Source organism: Streptomyces sp. SID14436 (assembly GCF_010548465.1).
Classification (GTDB): Bacteria; Actinomycetota; Actinomycetes; order Streptomycetales; family Streptomycetaceae; genus Streptomyces.
Genome location: NZ_JAAGMD010000235.1, coordinates 1 through 13668 on the forward strand (window position 1 = coordinate 1; position 13668 = coordinate 13668).

A 13668-nucleotide genomic window follows, 5' to 3' on the forward strand; every position below is an offset into this window, starting at 1 on the left:
CCGGCGGCCCGGGCGCGACCGGCGCGCCGCCGTGGTGCTGGTGGCGGGGCTGGCCGTGCTCGCGCTGGCGTTGGCCGGGCTGCTCTACGCACTGATGGACGGAGGCGGCGGCGGGGGCGGTGACGGCGGTCCGTCCGCGGACGGCCGCAGGACCGCGGTCGCCTCGTCCGCCCCGGCCGGTGACGACGAGGACGAACGGAAGCAGGACAGGTCCGGGGAGAGCGGCGGTGCCACGACGTCCACCGGGGAGAGCGGCGGGGAGCGGACCACCGCCCCGGCGCAGTCGGTGCACGTGACGGTGACGGGGGCGCGCACGGAGTACTCGGGTGCCTGTCCCCCGCCGCGGGAGGAGGCGCCCGCGTTCACGGCGACGTTCACGGTGGGGCGGTTGCCGGCGGAGGTGTCCTACCGGTGGGTGGCCGAGGACGGTTCGGTGACCGACCCGGGCTGGCGGACGCTGTCGTTCCCGGAGGGCGGCGGGGCGACGAAGCGGGACACGGTGGTCGTGACGACGTACGCGGAGGCGGGGACGTTCGCGAGCCGGATCGGCGTGGAGGTGCGGGAGCCGGTGCGTGTGACGTCCCGTTCGGTGCCGTTCTCGGTGACGTGCGGGACGGAGACCCCGCCGGGCGGGGCCTCCCCTTCTCCTTCCGGTTCGGTGGCCGCTCCCTAGCGCGCGGACGGCGCGCAGGGCCTGCCGGGGTCAGACGGCGTTGTTGAGGACCGGCAGGTAGCCGCCGGACTGTCCGGCCGCCTTCGGGTGGTAGGAGTTGCCGATGTTGAGCCAGTCGACGCTGTGCAGCCAGGAGTTGCCGGAGCAGATCTCGTGGCCGGTGAAGGTGGTGCGCACGTCGCCGAAGGTGAAGCCGTGGGCGGCGGCGCGCTGGGCGAGGGCGGTGGCGAGGTGGTCGGCGGCGCCGTTGATCGCCTTCCGCTTGGTCTCGGACAGGCCGATGCAGGTGGTGCCGAGCCGGTAGAAGCGGGGGTAGCCGAGCACCACGACGTGCGCGTTCGGGGCCCGGGTGCGGATGGCGGTGTAGACGCTGTCCAGCTTGCCGGGCAGCGTCGAGTCGACGTACGCCTTCGCGGTGGCGATCCGCGAGAGGCAGGTGCTGTCGGACTGGAGCACACAGGTCGTCATGACGTCGGCGAAGCCGGCGTCGTTGCCGCCGATGCTGATGGAGACCAGTGAGGTGGTGGCGCCGAGGGGGCCGAGCTGCCCGGAGAGAACATCACCCGTACGGGCGCCCGAGCAGGCCATGAAGTCGAAGGACGAGGGTGAGTTGGCGGCGTTCCAGAGGTACGGATACGCCTTCGTGCTGCGCTTGCAGTCGCCGCTGCCGGAGATGTAGCTGCCGGCTCCGACACCGGAGGAGTAGGAGTCGCCGAGGGCCACATAGCCCCCGTCGGGGGCCTGTTGGGACGCCTGGGCCGCGCCGGCCCCGGTGAGGGCGGTGGCGAGGGCGAGGAGGAACGCGCTCAGAATGAGCACAAGTCGGGAACGTCTCATGGAACCTCCCTTTAGCAGGATCTCTGCCGCAACCGTCGTACCAACTACGCGTGTTGACAGGAAGTGTCCATGTCAAGACTGTGGCGTTCTTTCCCGGATCTCCCGAACCTTTCCGGTTTCTTCACGCCCTCCCGGCGGGGGCGAACGCCCGTTCAATCTGCAACGAAATTCGGCCGGGGGGACTTTCGGCCCTTGACGCCCCCAACGGGGTGCGCCACATTGAAGCCCGGCATCCGACACCTAGGGGGGCAAAGTCGGCCATGCAGACATCCGCATCAGGGCGAGATGTGCGCACAGGGGCCAAACCGGCAACAAGGTGAGGCCACGTTCCAGGTCTTGCCATACGGGTTCAATCGTCAATACCGTCATACATCTCACCCGCATCGGTCCGTCAGTACGCGGCTTCAGGGGAGGGCTCGGAACCGCGACGAACCGGCGCGGGGCGCGGTAGGGGGGTGCCGTGCTCGGGAGCGCCAGCGTGACCGGGCCGTGCCGCGCGGTCGGCGGCCGTATGTCCGCAGCCGGCCAGATTTGCCAGCTCACCCGGCGTGCACGGAGCTTCGTTCCGTCATGCCGTGTGTGAAAACCCCCCTTTCGAACCGGAAGAAGAGCCGGGCCGCCCGAGGGGCGGGCGGTCCACCGGACGAGAGGGACCAGACTCATGAGTTCCGTTCTGCCGCCGGCGACCGCGGACCAGAATCCGCCGCCCGCCGGCAAGTACCGTCCCGTCTCCTCGCACCTGGCGATCGCACCGCCGGTGAGCGTGGTGATCCCCGCCATGAACGAGGCGGAGAACCTGCCGTACGTCTTCAAGACGCTGCCCGACTGGATCCACGAAGTGATCCTGGTCGACGGCAACTCCACCGACGACACCGTCGAGGTGGCCCGCGGACTGTGGCCCGGCGTGAAGGTCGTCGAACAGCGCGGGAAGGGCAAGGGCGACGCCCTGAACACCGGGTTCCAGGCGTGCACCGGCGACATCATCGTGATGGTCGACGCCGACGGCTCGGCCGACGGCAACGAGATCGTCTCGTACGTGTCCGCCCTCGTCTCGGGCGCGGACTTCGCCAAGGGGTCGCGCTTCGCCAACGGCGGCGGCACCGACGACATGACCTTCATCCGCAAGCTGGGCAACCGCGTGCTGTGCGCCGTCGTCAACCGCAAGTTCGGCGCCCGGTACACCGACCTCTGCTACGGCTACAACGCGTTCTGGCGGCACTGCCTGGACAAGATCGACCTCGACTGCACCGGGTTCGAGGTCGAGACCCTGATGAACATCCGGGTCGTCAAGGCGGGCCTGAAGGTGCAGGAGATACCCAGCTACGAGTACCTCCGCATCCACGGCACCAGCAATCTGAGAGCCGTGCGGGACGGCTTCCGCGTCCTCGGCGTCATCCTCGGCGAGCGCTCCAACCGGCGGGCCCTGCGCCGTCGCGCGCACCACTCGCCGCTGGTCGACGCGGTCCGGGGGAAGGTGTCTTGAGCGGACCCGGCACCCCGGACGTCTCGGTCGTGATCTGCGCCTACACCGAGGACCGCTGGACGGACGTCCTCGCGGCCGTCGCCTCGGTGCGCGCGCAGTCACGGCCGGCCCGGGAGATCCTGCTGGTCGTCGACCACAACCAGGCTCTCCTGGACCGTCTGGACAAGGAGTACAAGGAGACCGAGGAGGTGCGGGTGCTCGCCAACGCGGGCCCCCGCGGCCTGTCCGCCGGCCGCAACACCGGCATCGCCGCGGCGCGCGGCGGGATCGTCGCCTTCCTCGACGACGACGCCGTGGCCGAACGCGACTGGCTCCGGCACTTCGCGGAGGCGTACGCCGACCCGCGCGTGATGGCGGTCGGCGGACGCACCGAACCGCTGTGGGCGTCCGGGCGGCGCCCGGCCTGGTTCCCGGAGGAGTTCGACTGGGTGGTGGGCTGCACCTACCGCGGCCTGCCGCCCGGACGGGTCCGGGTGCGCAACGTGCTGGGCGGCAACGCCTCCTTCCGGCGCGACGCCTTCGACGCGGCGGGCGGCTTCGCCACCGGCATCGGACGGGACGGCGACCGGCTCCCCCTCGGCGGGGAGGAGACGGAACTGTGCATCCGGCTGAGCCGGGCCCGGCCCGACGCCGTCCTGCTCATCGACGACCGGGCGGTGATCCACCACCGGGTGCCCGGGGTGCGCGAGCACTTCCGCTACTTCCGCACCCGCACCTACGCCGAGGGACTGTCGAAGGCGCTGGTCGCGCGCAGCGTCGGCGCCGGCAAGGGGCTGGAGTCGGAACGCCGGTACACCACCCGCGTACTGCCGGCCGGGGTCGTGCGGGGACTGCGGGACGCCCTGCTGGGCCGGCCCGGCGGTGCCGGACGCGCGGGCGCCATCGTCACCGGCGTCCTCACCGCGGCGGGCGGCTACCTGGTGGGCAGCCTGCGGGCCCGGCGCGACGGGGTCACCTTCTCGGTGGTCCCGGTGACCGGGCCGCCACCGGGACCGGGGGCGGACGGAGGGACCGCCCGTGACTGACCTGCGCGTGCCCGTCCTGATGTACCACGCGGTCGCCACCGACCCCGACGACGCCACCCGGGCCCTGTCGGTGGCCCCGGAGGCGTTCGCCGAGCAGATGGCGCTGATCGCCGATCGGGGGCTCACCCCGGTCGACACCGCCGCCCTCGCCGCGCACTGGCGTTCCGGACGCCCGCTGCCGGACCGGCCCGTGCTCATCACCTTCGACGACGGCTACGAGGGGGTGCACCGGCACGCCCTGCCCGAACTGACGCGGCACGGCTTCCCCGCCACCCTGTTCGTCACCACGGGCTGGCTGCGCGGCCCGTACGCCACCGGCGCGGCCCCGGACCGGATGCTGGACTGGGACCAGGTGCGGGCGCTGGCCGACGCGGGCGTGGAGATCGGCGGGCACACCCACAGCCACCCGCAGCTCGACCAGCTCGACGACCACCGGCTGCGCACCGAGCTGATCCACAGCAAGGAGATCCTCTCCGACCAGCTCGGGCGGACCCCCGTCTCGTTCGCCTACCCCTTCGGCTACTCCAGCCGCCGGGTGCGGCAGGCGGTGCGGGAGACCGGCTACGCCCAGGCCCTCGCCGTCGGCAACGGGCTCGCGCGGCGCGCTCAGGGCCCGTACGCCCTGCGCCGCCTCACCGTGCGCCGCTCGACGGACACGGCCGAGTTCGAGCGCCTGCTCGACGGCCGCGCCCTCACCCGCACCTTCGCCCGCGACCGGGCCCTGACCAAGGGCTACGCCGTCGTCCGCCGCGCCCGCCGCGCCGGACGCCTGACGGCGCCCGGCGGGTCGAGGGGAGGGAGCCGCTAGCACCCCGTGCGCCGCTCCGGCCGACCGTACCGGCGGGCGGCGCACGGTGACCGCGCTCCCGCCGGCCGGCCGGACGGGGAATTCGGGTGCGCCCACGGCACCGCGTGACCGATCATGGCGGCATGCCTGTGCACCCGCACACCACACCGCCGATCCATCTCGCCGTCGACAGCGACTGCCCGGCCGACGTCGTCAACGCACTGTTCCTGGACCGTTTCTCCACCGGCGAGCAGCCCCACGCGCACGGCGTCACCATCGACCGCGTGCGCTCCGCCGCGACCCTGCTCCCCGCCGGCGCCCGTCTGCTGCGGGCCGTCCGGGAGGAGAACCGGTCCGCCACCCTGGCCGAGGGCGACGGCTGGACGCTGCTGGTCTCCCGCTGGAAGCGCGGCGCCGACGTCACCGTCACCGCGGCCACCCCCGAACTCGCCGCGAAGGTCCTCAGCGAGGCGACCGACGGCGCGTCGGACGAGCCGGAGGCCCAGCCGGACAACGTCCCCATGGGTTTCTGGTACGCCTCCCCCGCCCGCGGCCCGCACCGCACCACCCGGCAGATCTCCGCGGCCGCCTGGGACGAGATCCGGCCCAACTACACGCGGCCCGTGGCGGACGCCATGGACCGGCTGATGAAGACGACCCCCGAGGACATCTCCGGCCGGCTCCTGCTGCTGCACGGCCCGCCGGGCACCGGCAAGACCTCCGCCCTGCGCACCCTGGCCCGCTCCTGGCGGGACTGGTGCCAGGTGGACTGCGTGCTGGACCCCGAGCGGCTCTTCGCCGACGTCGGCTACCTGATGGACATCGCCATCGGCGAGGAGGACGAGGAGGGCAACGACCGCTGGCGGCTGCTGCTGCTCGAGGACTGCGACGAACTGATCCGCGGCGAGGCCAAGCACGCCACGGGCCAGGCCCTGTCCCGGCTGCTGAACCTCACCGACGGCCTGCTCGGCCAGGGCCGCAACGTCCTGGTCGCCGTGACCACCAACGAGGACCTGGAACGCCTGCACCCGGCCGTCGTGCGCCCCGGCCGGTGCCTGGCCCGGATCGAGGTGGGACAGCTGACCCGGGCCGAGGCCGTGGAGTGGCTGGGCCGCGAGGAGGGCATCGGCCGCGAGGGCTCCACCCTGGCCGAGCTGTACGCGCTGCGCCGGGGCACCTCCCCCTCCGCCCTGCCCGAACCGCGCGGGAACGCGGACGCGGGGCTGTACCTTTGACATCCTCCCGGGCCTAAAGGCCCGAGATTCCAATCTGCTCCCGCTGCGGCAACGCGGTGGGTAGCTCCTGGTGGGTTCCTGCTTCGCTGCGCTGCGCACGGCCGGTTCTGGTCGCCCTCGTATTTCGCCGGCTCGTGCGGCGGTGCGCCGCTCCAAGTGGTCAAGGACTACATCGCGCAGCAGAAGCGCCCGGACTGAGCGCGGCCGACCGTGAGCCCGGGTAGACAGTGCGGACCCGTGCCCACAGTTGAGGTCAGAGCAGTTCTGAGATGCGATTCACCCCCGGCCCGAAGGCCGGGGCGCTCTCGCAAGATCAGCGGTAGGAGCCGCCGAGGGGTCCGCGTCGCCGCGCGGTGGTGTGATGGCCCCATGACCGTGTTCGTCGGGACCTCGGGCTGGCAGTACAAGGACTGGCGTGACGTGCTGTACCCGCCGGGGCTGCCGGTGCGGCTCTGGCTGGAGGAGTACGCGGCCCGGTTCGCCACCGTCGAGATCAACAACGCCTTCTACCGGCTGCCGTCCCGGGAGACCTTCGTGTCCTGGCGGGAACGCACCCCGCCCGGCTTCGTCATCGCGGTGAAGGCCAGCCGCTATCTCACCCACATCAAACGGCTGAAGGACCCCGAGGAGCCGGTCGAGCGGCTGATGAGCCGCGCCGAGGGGCTGGGCGAGCGGCTCGGCCCGGTCCTCCTCCAGCTGCCGCCCACCCTGCGGGCCGACCCCGCCCTCCTGGACGCCTGCCTGCGCCGCTTCCCCGCGTCGGCGCGGATCGCCGTCGAACCGCGGCACGCGTCCTGGTGGACGCCCGAGGTGCGGGGCGTCCTGGAGGCACGCGGCGCCGCCCTGTGCTGGGCCGACGTGCTGGCCCGCCCCGCGACCCCGCTGTGGCGGACGGCCGACTGGGGCTACGTCCGCTTCCACCAGGGCCGGGCCCGGCACTGGCCGCACTACGGGCGCCGGTCGCTGCGGACCTGGGCCGAACGCCTCGCGGGCACCTGGCCCCGCGGGGAGGACGTGTACGCCTACTTCAACAACGACCCGGACGCCGCGGCGGTCGTCGACGCGGCGGTCTTCGCCCGTACGGCGCGGGCGGCGGGACTGGAGGTCACCCGCACCCCGCGGCTCCCCGCCCCCGCCTGACGGGGCGGGCCGGTCCCCCGGGCCGCGCCGGAGTCCGTTCCCGGGGCCGTTCCTGAGCCCGGTCCCAGGGCCGGCCGGTCCGCTCAGGTGCCGTAGGCCGCCCGGAGCGCGTCCCGGACCGCGGCGAGGGCGTCCTCCTCGCTGAGGCCGAGGCGCCGCGCCCGCTCGGCGTAGCCCTGCGCGGCCGTCGCCGCCTCCCGCTCGGCCGCCGATCCCGCGGCGGCGACGAGCGTGCCGTTGCGGCCCCGGGTCTCGATCACCCCGTCCGCCTCCAGGGCCCGGTAGGCCTTGGCCACCGTGTTCGCGGCGAGGCCGAGGGTCTGAGCCAGCCCGCGCACGGTCGGCAGGCGGTACCCCACGGGCAGCGCCCCGGACCGGGCCTGCTCGGAGATCTGCGCCCGTACCTGCTCGTAGGGCGGCGCTTGGTCGTCGATACGGATCTTCAGGCTCACGCCCCGATTGTCCCGCACCCAGTGCGCCCGGTCGAAAAGGAGAGGCGTCCGGTGCCCCGCCCCGCATAGCGTGCGCCTCCATGACCGTCATCGTGCGCGACCTGCGACCGGAGGTGCGAGCCGACGCCGAGGGGTTCTCCCGCGTCCGCCGCCTCGCCGTCCCCTTCATGCTGTCCACCCCCGACACCGTGCTGCACCACCTGCGGCACTCCCACCCCGACGCCCACTTCGGACAGCTCGTCGCCGAGGCGGACGGTGAGATCATCGGCACGACGCAGCTGAGCGTGGCCCACGACAGCCCCGAGCCCGGCCAGGGCTCCGCCAACGTCTACGTGCACCCGGACCGGACCGGGCGCGGCGCCGGGGCGCTGCTGCTGCGCACGGCCGAGGAGCGGCTGGCCTCCCTCGGCGTCCGGAAGGTCTTCAGCTGGGTGCCCGACGAACCGGGCAACCGCGCCTTCGCCGAACGGCACGGCTACCGCCCCAGCCGGTCCGCCCACTTCCTGCGCCTGGAGCTGGCGGGCGGCACCCTGCCTCCGCTCGCCGACCCTCCGCCCGGGGTGGAGCTGCGCACCGGCGCCGACTTCGCGGACGACCCGCGCCCGCTGTTCGCCCTGGACGCCGAGGTGTCCGTGGACGAGCCGAGCGACATCGCCTCGGAGTTCTCCGACTACCCGGCCTGGCTGGAGGAGACCTGGCGGCACCCGCTGCTCGACCTCGGCCTGACCACGGTCGCGGTGGCCGACGGCCGCCCCGTGGCCTTCACCGCCGCGCACACCGACGGGGAGGGCCGCTACGGCACCGCCATGACCGGCACCGCCCGCACCCACCGGGGGCGGGGCCTGGCCCGGCTGGTCAAGAACACGTCCCTGCACCGGGCCCGTGCCGCCGGGTGCACGGAGGCGTTCACCGGCAACGACGCGGGCAACGAGCCGATGATCGCCGTCAACAAGTGGTTCGGCTACGACATCTGCGCGACGGAGGTGCGGTATGTCCGCGAGCTCGGCTGACCCCGGCCCGGCCGGCCGGCTGGAGGTCGTCCTCGTCAAGGCGGGCCGGACGAAGATCCGCTACCCGGCGGAGCTGCTCCACGACGACGGCACCCGGATCACCGTGCGGGCGCCCTGGGCGGGCGACGGCGTGCGCGACTTCGGCTTCGTGCGCTTCGAACCCGGTGACGTCTTCACCGAGCACTTCTGGCGCGACCGCTGGTACGCGGTGAAGGAGGTGCGCACCTCGGGGGGCGTGCTGAAGGGCCACTACTGCGACGTCACCCGGCCCGCCGTGCGCTCCGGTGCCGAACTGGTCGTGGAGGACCTCGATCTGGACCTGTGGCGCTCCGCGGACGGCGGGGACGTGCTGCGGCTGGACGAGGACGAGTTCGCGCAGAGCGGCCTCGCGGCGGCGGACCCGGAGGCGGCCGCCGCGGCCACGCGGGCGCTGGACGAGCTGGAGTCGCTGGCCCGCCGCGCCGACGGCTTCGCCGGCCTGCTCGCGTGACGCCGTACCGCCGCCGTACCGGCGCCCGGGGCGGCCGGGGCCGTCAGTCCACCCGCGCGATGACCGCGTAGCGCTCGTCGTCCACCTCCCTGCCCCACAGGGCCGGGTCGTCCGACAGCGGCTCCAGGCGGACCCGGCCGGTGAGCGGGGCGAGGAGCGCGGTGAGCCGGCCGGCGGGTATGCCGGCCGGGGCGGCCATGCCCCAGACGCCCTCGACGAGGACCAGCCGGCCGCCGGGGCGCAGCAGTCCCCGCCAGTGCCGCAGGACCCTGCCCGGTTCCGGCAGCGTCCACAGCACGTGGCGGACCAGGACCACGTCGAAGCGCTGCTCCCCGACCGGCGGGGCCGCCGCGTCGCCCTGGAGGAACACCGCGTCGCGTCCGGCCAGTTTCTCCCTGGCCAGGCCCACCATGGCCGGGGACCGGTCCACTCCGGTCACCCGGTGCCCCTGCTCGGCGGCCAGCAGCGACAGGCTCCCCGTACCGCAGCCGAGGTCCAGGACGTCGCCCGGCCGGGCGGGGAGCCAGGCGCGCAGCCGGGCCGCCCAGGCGGCGCGGACCGCGGGGTCGCGCAGCCCGTGGTCGGGCTCGTCGTCGAAGGTGGGGGCCAGCTCGTCCCAGTCGGTACCTGTCGGGTCCGTCACGTCACCGTCGTCGGTCATGCGGTCCACAGTGACACCCGCCACTGACAGTCCGGGGGTGACCGGCGCCACAGACAGACCGGGACCGATGAGGAACTGTCGCCCGAAAGGTCTGCCCCCGTGAGACCGCGGAACCCGGCGGACCGGAGGAGGCAGTCATGCGCCGCACCACCGTGCAGAAGCCCCTGAGGAAGACCGGCACCCGCCGCACCGGCGAGGAGACCGACGAGCGCCCCGCCGGGCGTCCGGAGATCCGCAAGGACATCGCCCGGACCTGGTGGCCCGAGGACTGACCGGACGGATGTTCCCGGACCGTGTACCTGAGCGCAGCCTGAGCACTCCCTTAACGGGGCCATAAGGATCACCCCGGACCGCTTTCACCGGACGATTTACCGGTTCCGTGGGGCTAGCTTCTGAGCCGTCCCCCACGGGATCCCCTCCCCAAGTCCTGTGATCGTTCCGAGGAGTTGCTGCCCCATGCCCGCACGTCGCAAGGCCGCCGTCGCCGTCGTCGGTGTCGTCCCGCTCGCCCTGGCCGGGCTGTCCGCCGCCCCCGCGTCCGCGCACGGCTCGATGGGCGACCCGGTCAGCCGGGTCGCGCAGTGCTATGCCGAGGGCCCCGAGAGCCCCACGTCGGCGGCGTGCAAGGCCGCGGTCGCGGCCGGCGGCACGCAGGCGCTCTACGACTGGAACGGCATCCGCATCGGCGACGCGGGCGGGCGCCACCAGGAGTTCATCCCGGACGGCAAGCTGTGCAGCGCCGGCGACCCGGCGTTCAAGGGGCTCGACCTGGCCCGCGCCGACTGGCCCGCCACCAGCGTGAACAGCGGCTCGTACACCTTCAAGTACCGGGTGACGGCCCCGCACAAGGGCACCTTCAAGGTGTACATCACCAAGCCCGGCTACGACCCGTCCAAGCCGCTGGGCTGGGGCGACCTCGACCTGGCGAACCCGGTGGCGACGTCGACCGACCCGGCGGCGTCCGGCGGCTTCTACACCTTCTCCGGCACGCTCCCGGAGCGCTCCGGCAAGCAGCTGCTGTACGCGGTCTGGCAGCGCTCGGACAGCCCGGAGGCGTTCTACTCCTGCTCGGACGTCACGTTCGGCGGCAGCGGCGGTGCCGGCGAGGCGGGCGGCGGCGGGACCGGCGGGGAGTCCGCCGCGGACACGCCGAAGCAGGAGGCCGCCCCGGCGCCGGTCGCGTCCGCCCCCTCCGAGGAGCAGATCAAGGCCGCCGCCGAGAAGTCCACCGTCGAGAACCACGGCCACGGGGACGACGACCCGCACACCACGACCGACCCGACGCCCCCGGCGAAGGCGGAGGGTGCCGGCGCCGACGAGAGCGCCGGCAACCGGCCCAAGGCGGCCGGCGCCCCGGTGAACCTGGCGGAGACCGGCGGGGACAGCACCACCCCGTACCTGATGGTCGGCGGTGCGGCGGCGCTGGCGCTCGGTTCGGCGGCGCTGTTCGCATCCACCCGCCGGCGTGCGGCGGGCGCGCGGCACGGCCGCTGACCCGACGAGCGGGGGCCTGTCCGGCGGCTCAGGCCGGACAGGCCCCGGTGTGCTCGGCGCACCTGCACGTGTCAGCTGCACGTGTCAGCTGAACACGGAGGCACAGGTGGTCGGCCGGGCCCGGTCCGGGTCGAGGGCGCCGGCGACCGCGTGGAAGGCGATGCGGTCGATCAGCGCGATCGCCACGTGTTCGGACAGGTCGAGCGGACACAGGTCCTGGAGCAGGATGTTGCGCACGTTCGGCCCGCTCAGGAACTGGTTGCGGTACGGGGTGAGCACCTGGTCGTACCGGGTGGCGATGACCGTGTAGCGGACCCCGGGCACGGTGTCGCCGCCCGCGTTGAGCTTGGTGAGGAAGTCGGAGCCGACGACCTGGTCGGCGAGGGCGGGGGTGGCCGACTTCAGCAGGTCCGCCGCGCCGGGGAAGTACGGCAGCAGGTTGGCGATGCCGCTGAGGGTGGTGCCGTGGTTGTTGGGGGCGATCCCGACGAGGGCGTTCACCTCGGCGGCCCCGCCGAGGAACTTCAGGTAGTAGCGGGGCATCATGCCGCCCTGCGAGTGGCCCACGATGTCGACCTCGGCGGCGCCGGTGGCGGCCAGCACCTTGTCGACGAAAACGTCCAGCTGCTCGGCGGACTTCTCGACCGGGCCCAGCCCGTGGAAGAAGGGAACGCCGGGTAGCTGGCCGTAGTCGAGGGAGAAGACGCAGTAGCCGCGGTGCTTCAGGTAGGGCGCGAGGCCCAGCCAGTTGTCGACGGAGTTGCCGAGCGTGCCGTGCACGAGGACGACCGGGCGGGGGTGGGCGGTGGAGGGCCGGCAGGAGTAGTCGTTCCAGCCGCGGTCGGGTGCGGCGGCGGTCCGGGCGGCGGGGGCGGCGTGGGCGCTGGTGGCGGTGGGGACGGTGACGGCCGCGGCGGCCAGCAGCAACGCGGCCAGCGGTCTGAGCACTCGCTTCCAGGGCAGCATCGGGTGATCTCCTTGCGCTCAAGGGGAGGATGCGACGGCGTACGCCTGGTGATCCGGATCACGAGGATGCTGTTCACCCATCAAGTTACGGGCGAGTAGGAAAACCCGGAAGTTACGGGTCGGTAAAAACTATCGCCGTTCACCACCAAACCTCGGCGCCCACCTGATATGACGTCACAATCCCGCCCATATCAGGCAGCCAGCGTCCCCGGCATCACCGCGCGGGGACCGAACTTCGCCCGTGCGCGGTCCGCGACCTCCTCGATCCTGCGGACCTTCTCGTCCACCGGGTCGAAGGTGAGCTGGTGGGAGGCGTGTTCGGCCGCGTCGAGGCCCTCGGCGCGCAGGGCGATCGCCCGCACCCGGGCCCGCTGCAGACCGAGCGCCTCGTACAGGCCGTACGCCGTCCTGGTGAGCGCCGCCGAGTGCGCGGTCGGCTCGGGGAGGGTGCGGGTGCGGGTGGTGGCCGACCGGTCCGCGTAACGCACGGTGAGGGTGAGGCTGCGGCAGACCTTGTCCAGGGCGCGCAGCCGGGCGCCCAGTTCCCCGGCGGCGGAGAGCAGGGCGCGGCGGTGCCGGCCGGGGTCCAGTTCGTCGCGGGTGAAGGGGCGTTCGGTGGCCAGTGACCGAGAGACCGCGTTCGGCACGACCCGGCCGCGGTCGACGCCGTTCGCCTTCTCGTGCAGTTCGCGGCCGGCCCGGGCGCCCACCAGCCGCTGGAGCGTGGACAGCGGGGCGGCGGCCACCCGGCCGAGGGTGTCGAGGCCGTACTCGCACAGGGTGCGGGCGGTCTTCGTGCCGACCCCGGGCAGCGCGACGACGGGCCGCCCGGCGAGGAACTCGCGCACCTCGTCCTCGGCCACCGCGCGGGTCCGCCCCGGCCGGGCCTCCCGCAGGGCCATGCGGGCCGTCATCGGTCCGGATCCCGCGCCGATCACGCAGTCGACGCCGTGCAGGGCGAGGGCGCGGACCCGGATCACCGAGGCCAGTTCGACGGCGGTGCGGCCGAAGTACCGCTCGGCGCCGCGCAGATCGGCCAGCGCCGTGTCCGGCGGCAGGGCCTGCACGACGGGCGTGAACTCCTCCAGCAGACCGAGCAGGGCCGGCAGGGCGGCCTCGTCCGCCGACGGCAGCTGGAAACGTACGCAGAGAATGGTCATCCCGCACTCCCCGGGCTCTGGTGCCACAACTTCCTTCCCACCGCGGGCCCTTCACCCGCGGGACGCAGATCGGCCCAGGGGTGCATCTCGTACCCCGTGGGCATGCGGATCGTCCGGTCCTCCTTGTCCTGCCGGTTCTCTCCGTTCTCCCGGCCTTCTCTGTCCTCCATCGGGTCCCGGGCCGCGGAACCGGCGGGCGCCGGGCGGCCGTCCGAGCCGGCGAGCCGCCTGCGGGCCGGACCGCCGCCGTCGTCG

The 13668-nt window shown here is 73.5% G+C and carries 15 protein-coding genes and 2 pseudogenes; 11 read left to right on the forward strand and 6 right to left on the reverse strand.

Annotated elements, in window-relative coordinates:
• Positions 1-673, forward strand: a pseudogene (locus G3I53_RS08680) (serine/threonine protein kinase); the annotation flags it as partial.
• A gap of 30 nt (positions 674-703) precedes the next feature.
• On the opposite strand, the gene G3I53_RS08685 reads toward G3I53_RS08680, so the two are convergent.
• Positions 704-1510 carry an SGNH/GDSL hydrolase family protein gene (locus G3I53_RS08685; protein WP_164332696.1) on the reverse strand — a complete coding sequence of 269 codons (807 nt, stop codon included), beginning with the start codon at positions 1508-1510 and terminating at the stop codon, positions 704-706.
• 661 nt (positions 1511-2171) lie between these two features.
• Between G3I53_RS08685 and G3I53_RS08690 the strand changes: the two genes are divergently transcribed.
• The 6 genes and pseudogenes from G3I53_RS08690 (at position 2172) to G3I53_RS08715 (ending at position 7180) form a co-directional block, all read left to right on the forward strand.
• A complete protein-coding gene (locus tag G3I53_RS08690) occupies positions 2172-2993 on the forward strand; it encodes a glycosyltransferase family 2 protein (RefSeq protein WP_164332695.1) in 822 nt (273 codons plus the stop codon).
• Complete coding sequence (locus G3I53_RS08695) at positions 2990-4018, forward strand: glycosyltransferase family 2 protein (protein WP_164332694.1); 1029 nt, start codon at positions 2990-2992, stop codon at positions 4016-4018. The genes G3I53_RS08690 and G3I53_RS08695 overlap by 4 nt, the downstream gene beginning before the upstream one ends.
• Positions 4011-4826 (forward strand): polysaccharide deacetylase family protein, encoded by an 816-nt coding sequence (locus tag G3I53_RS08700; RefSeq protein WP_343240576.1) that lies wholly within the window; start codon positions 4011-4013, stop codon positions 4824-4826. The genes G3I53_RS08695 and G3I53_RS08700 overlap by 8 nt, the downstream gene beginning before the upstream one ends.
• 122 nt (positions 4827-4948) lie before the next feature.
• Complete coding sequence (locus G3I53_RS08705) at positions 4949-6040, forward strand: DUF5925 domain-containing protein (RefSeq protein ID WP_164333446.1); 1092 nt, start codon at positions 4949-4951, stop codon at positions 6038-6040.
• Positions 6041-6133: 93 nt separating this feature from the next.
• Positions 6134-6238, forward strand: a pseudogene (locus G3I53_RS08710) (transposase); the annotation flags it as partial.
• A gap of 171 nt (positions 6239-6409) precedes the next feature.
• Positions 6410-7180 carry a DUF72 domain-containing protein gene (locus tag G3I53_RS08715; protein WP_164438192.1) on the forward strand — a complete coding sequence of 257 codons (771 nt, stop codon included), beginning with the start codon at positions 6410-6412 and terminating at the stop codon, positions 7178-7180.
• A gap of 83 nt (positions 7181-7263) precedes the next feature.
• Here the strand turns inward: G3I53_RS08715 and G3I53_RS08720 are convergent, their stop codons facing one another.
• Complete coding sequence (locus tag G3I53_RS08720) at positions 7264-7632, reverse strand: GntR family transcriptional regulator (protein WP_164438193.1); 369 nt, start codon at positions 7630-7632, stop codon at positions 7264-7266.
• A gap of 80 nt (positions 7633-7712) precedes the next feature.
• Here G3I53_RS08720 and G3I53_RS08725 point away from each other — a divergent pair, with 80 nt between their 5' ends.
• Positions 7713-8642, forward strand: a complete 930-nt coding sequence (locus tag G3I53_RS08725) for a GNAT family N-acetyltransferase (protein WP_164336269.1) — start codon at positions 7713-7715, stop codon at positions 8640-8642.
• Entirely contained in the window at positions 8623-9132 is a 510-nt protein-coding gene (locus tag G3I53_RS08730; protein ID WP_164342674.1) for a DUF402 domain-containing protein, read from the forward strand. Before G3I53_RS08725 ends, G3I53_RS08730 begins: the two co-directional genes overlap by 20 nt.
• A gap of 43 nt (positions 9133-9175) precedes the next feature.
• Here G3I53_RS08730 and G3I53_RS08735 read toward each other — a convergent pair whose 3' ends face one another.
• Positions 9176-9793, reverse strand: a complete 618-nt coding sequence (locus G3I53_RS08735; RefSeq protein ID WP_164438194.1) for a class I SAM-dependent methyltransferase — start codon at positions 9791-9793, stop codon at positions 9176-9178.
• Between the two features lie 137 nt (positions 9794-9930).
• Here G3I53_RS08735 and G3I53_RS34335 point away from each other — a divergent pair, with 137 nt between their 5' ends.
• Positions 9931-10065 carry a hypothetical protein gene (locus G3I53_RS34335; protein ID WP_263867784.1) on the forward strand — a complete coding sequence of 45 codons (135 nt, stop codon included), beginning with the start codon at positions 9931-9933 and terminating at the stop codon, positions 10063-10065.
• 184 nt (positions 10066-10249) lie between these two features.
• A complete protein-coding gene (locus G3I53_RS08740) occupies positions 10250-11287 on the forward strand; it encodes a lytic polysaccharide monooxygenase (RefSeq protein ID WP_164438195.1) in 1038 nt (345 codons plus the stop codon).
• 84 nt (positions 11288-11371) lie between these two features.
• Here G3I53_RS08740 and G3I53_RS08745 read toward each other — a convergent pair whose 3' ends face one another.
• The 3 genes from G3I53_RS08745 to G3I53_RS08755 form a co-directional block, all read right to left on the reverse strand.
• Positions 11372-12253: an alpha/beta fold hydrolase gene (locus tag G3I53_RS08745; protein WP_164336250.1), complete on the reverse strand. Its 882-nt coding sequence runs from the start codon at positions 12251-12253 to the stop codon at positions 11372-11374.
• A 191-nt stretch (positions 12254-12444) separates the two neighbouring features.
• A complete protein-coding gene (locus G3I53_RS08750; RefSeq protein ID WP_164336252.1) occupies positions 12445-13413 on the reverse strand; it encodes a hypothetical protein in 969 nt (322 codons plus the stop codon).
• Positions 13410-13668, reverse strand: a 259-nt coding sequence (locus G3I53_RS08755) for a hypothetical protein (RefSeq protein WP_164438196.1), incomplete at its 5' end; no start/stop codon positions are given. The genes G3I53_RS08755 and G3I53_RS08750, both read right to left, overlap by 4 nt.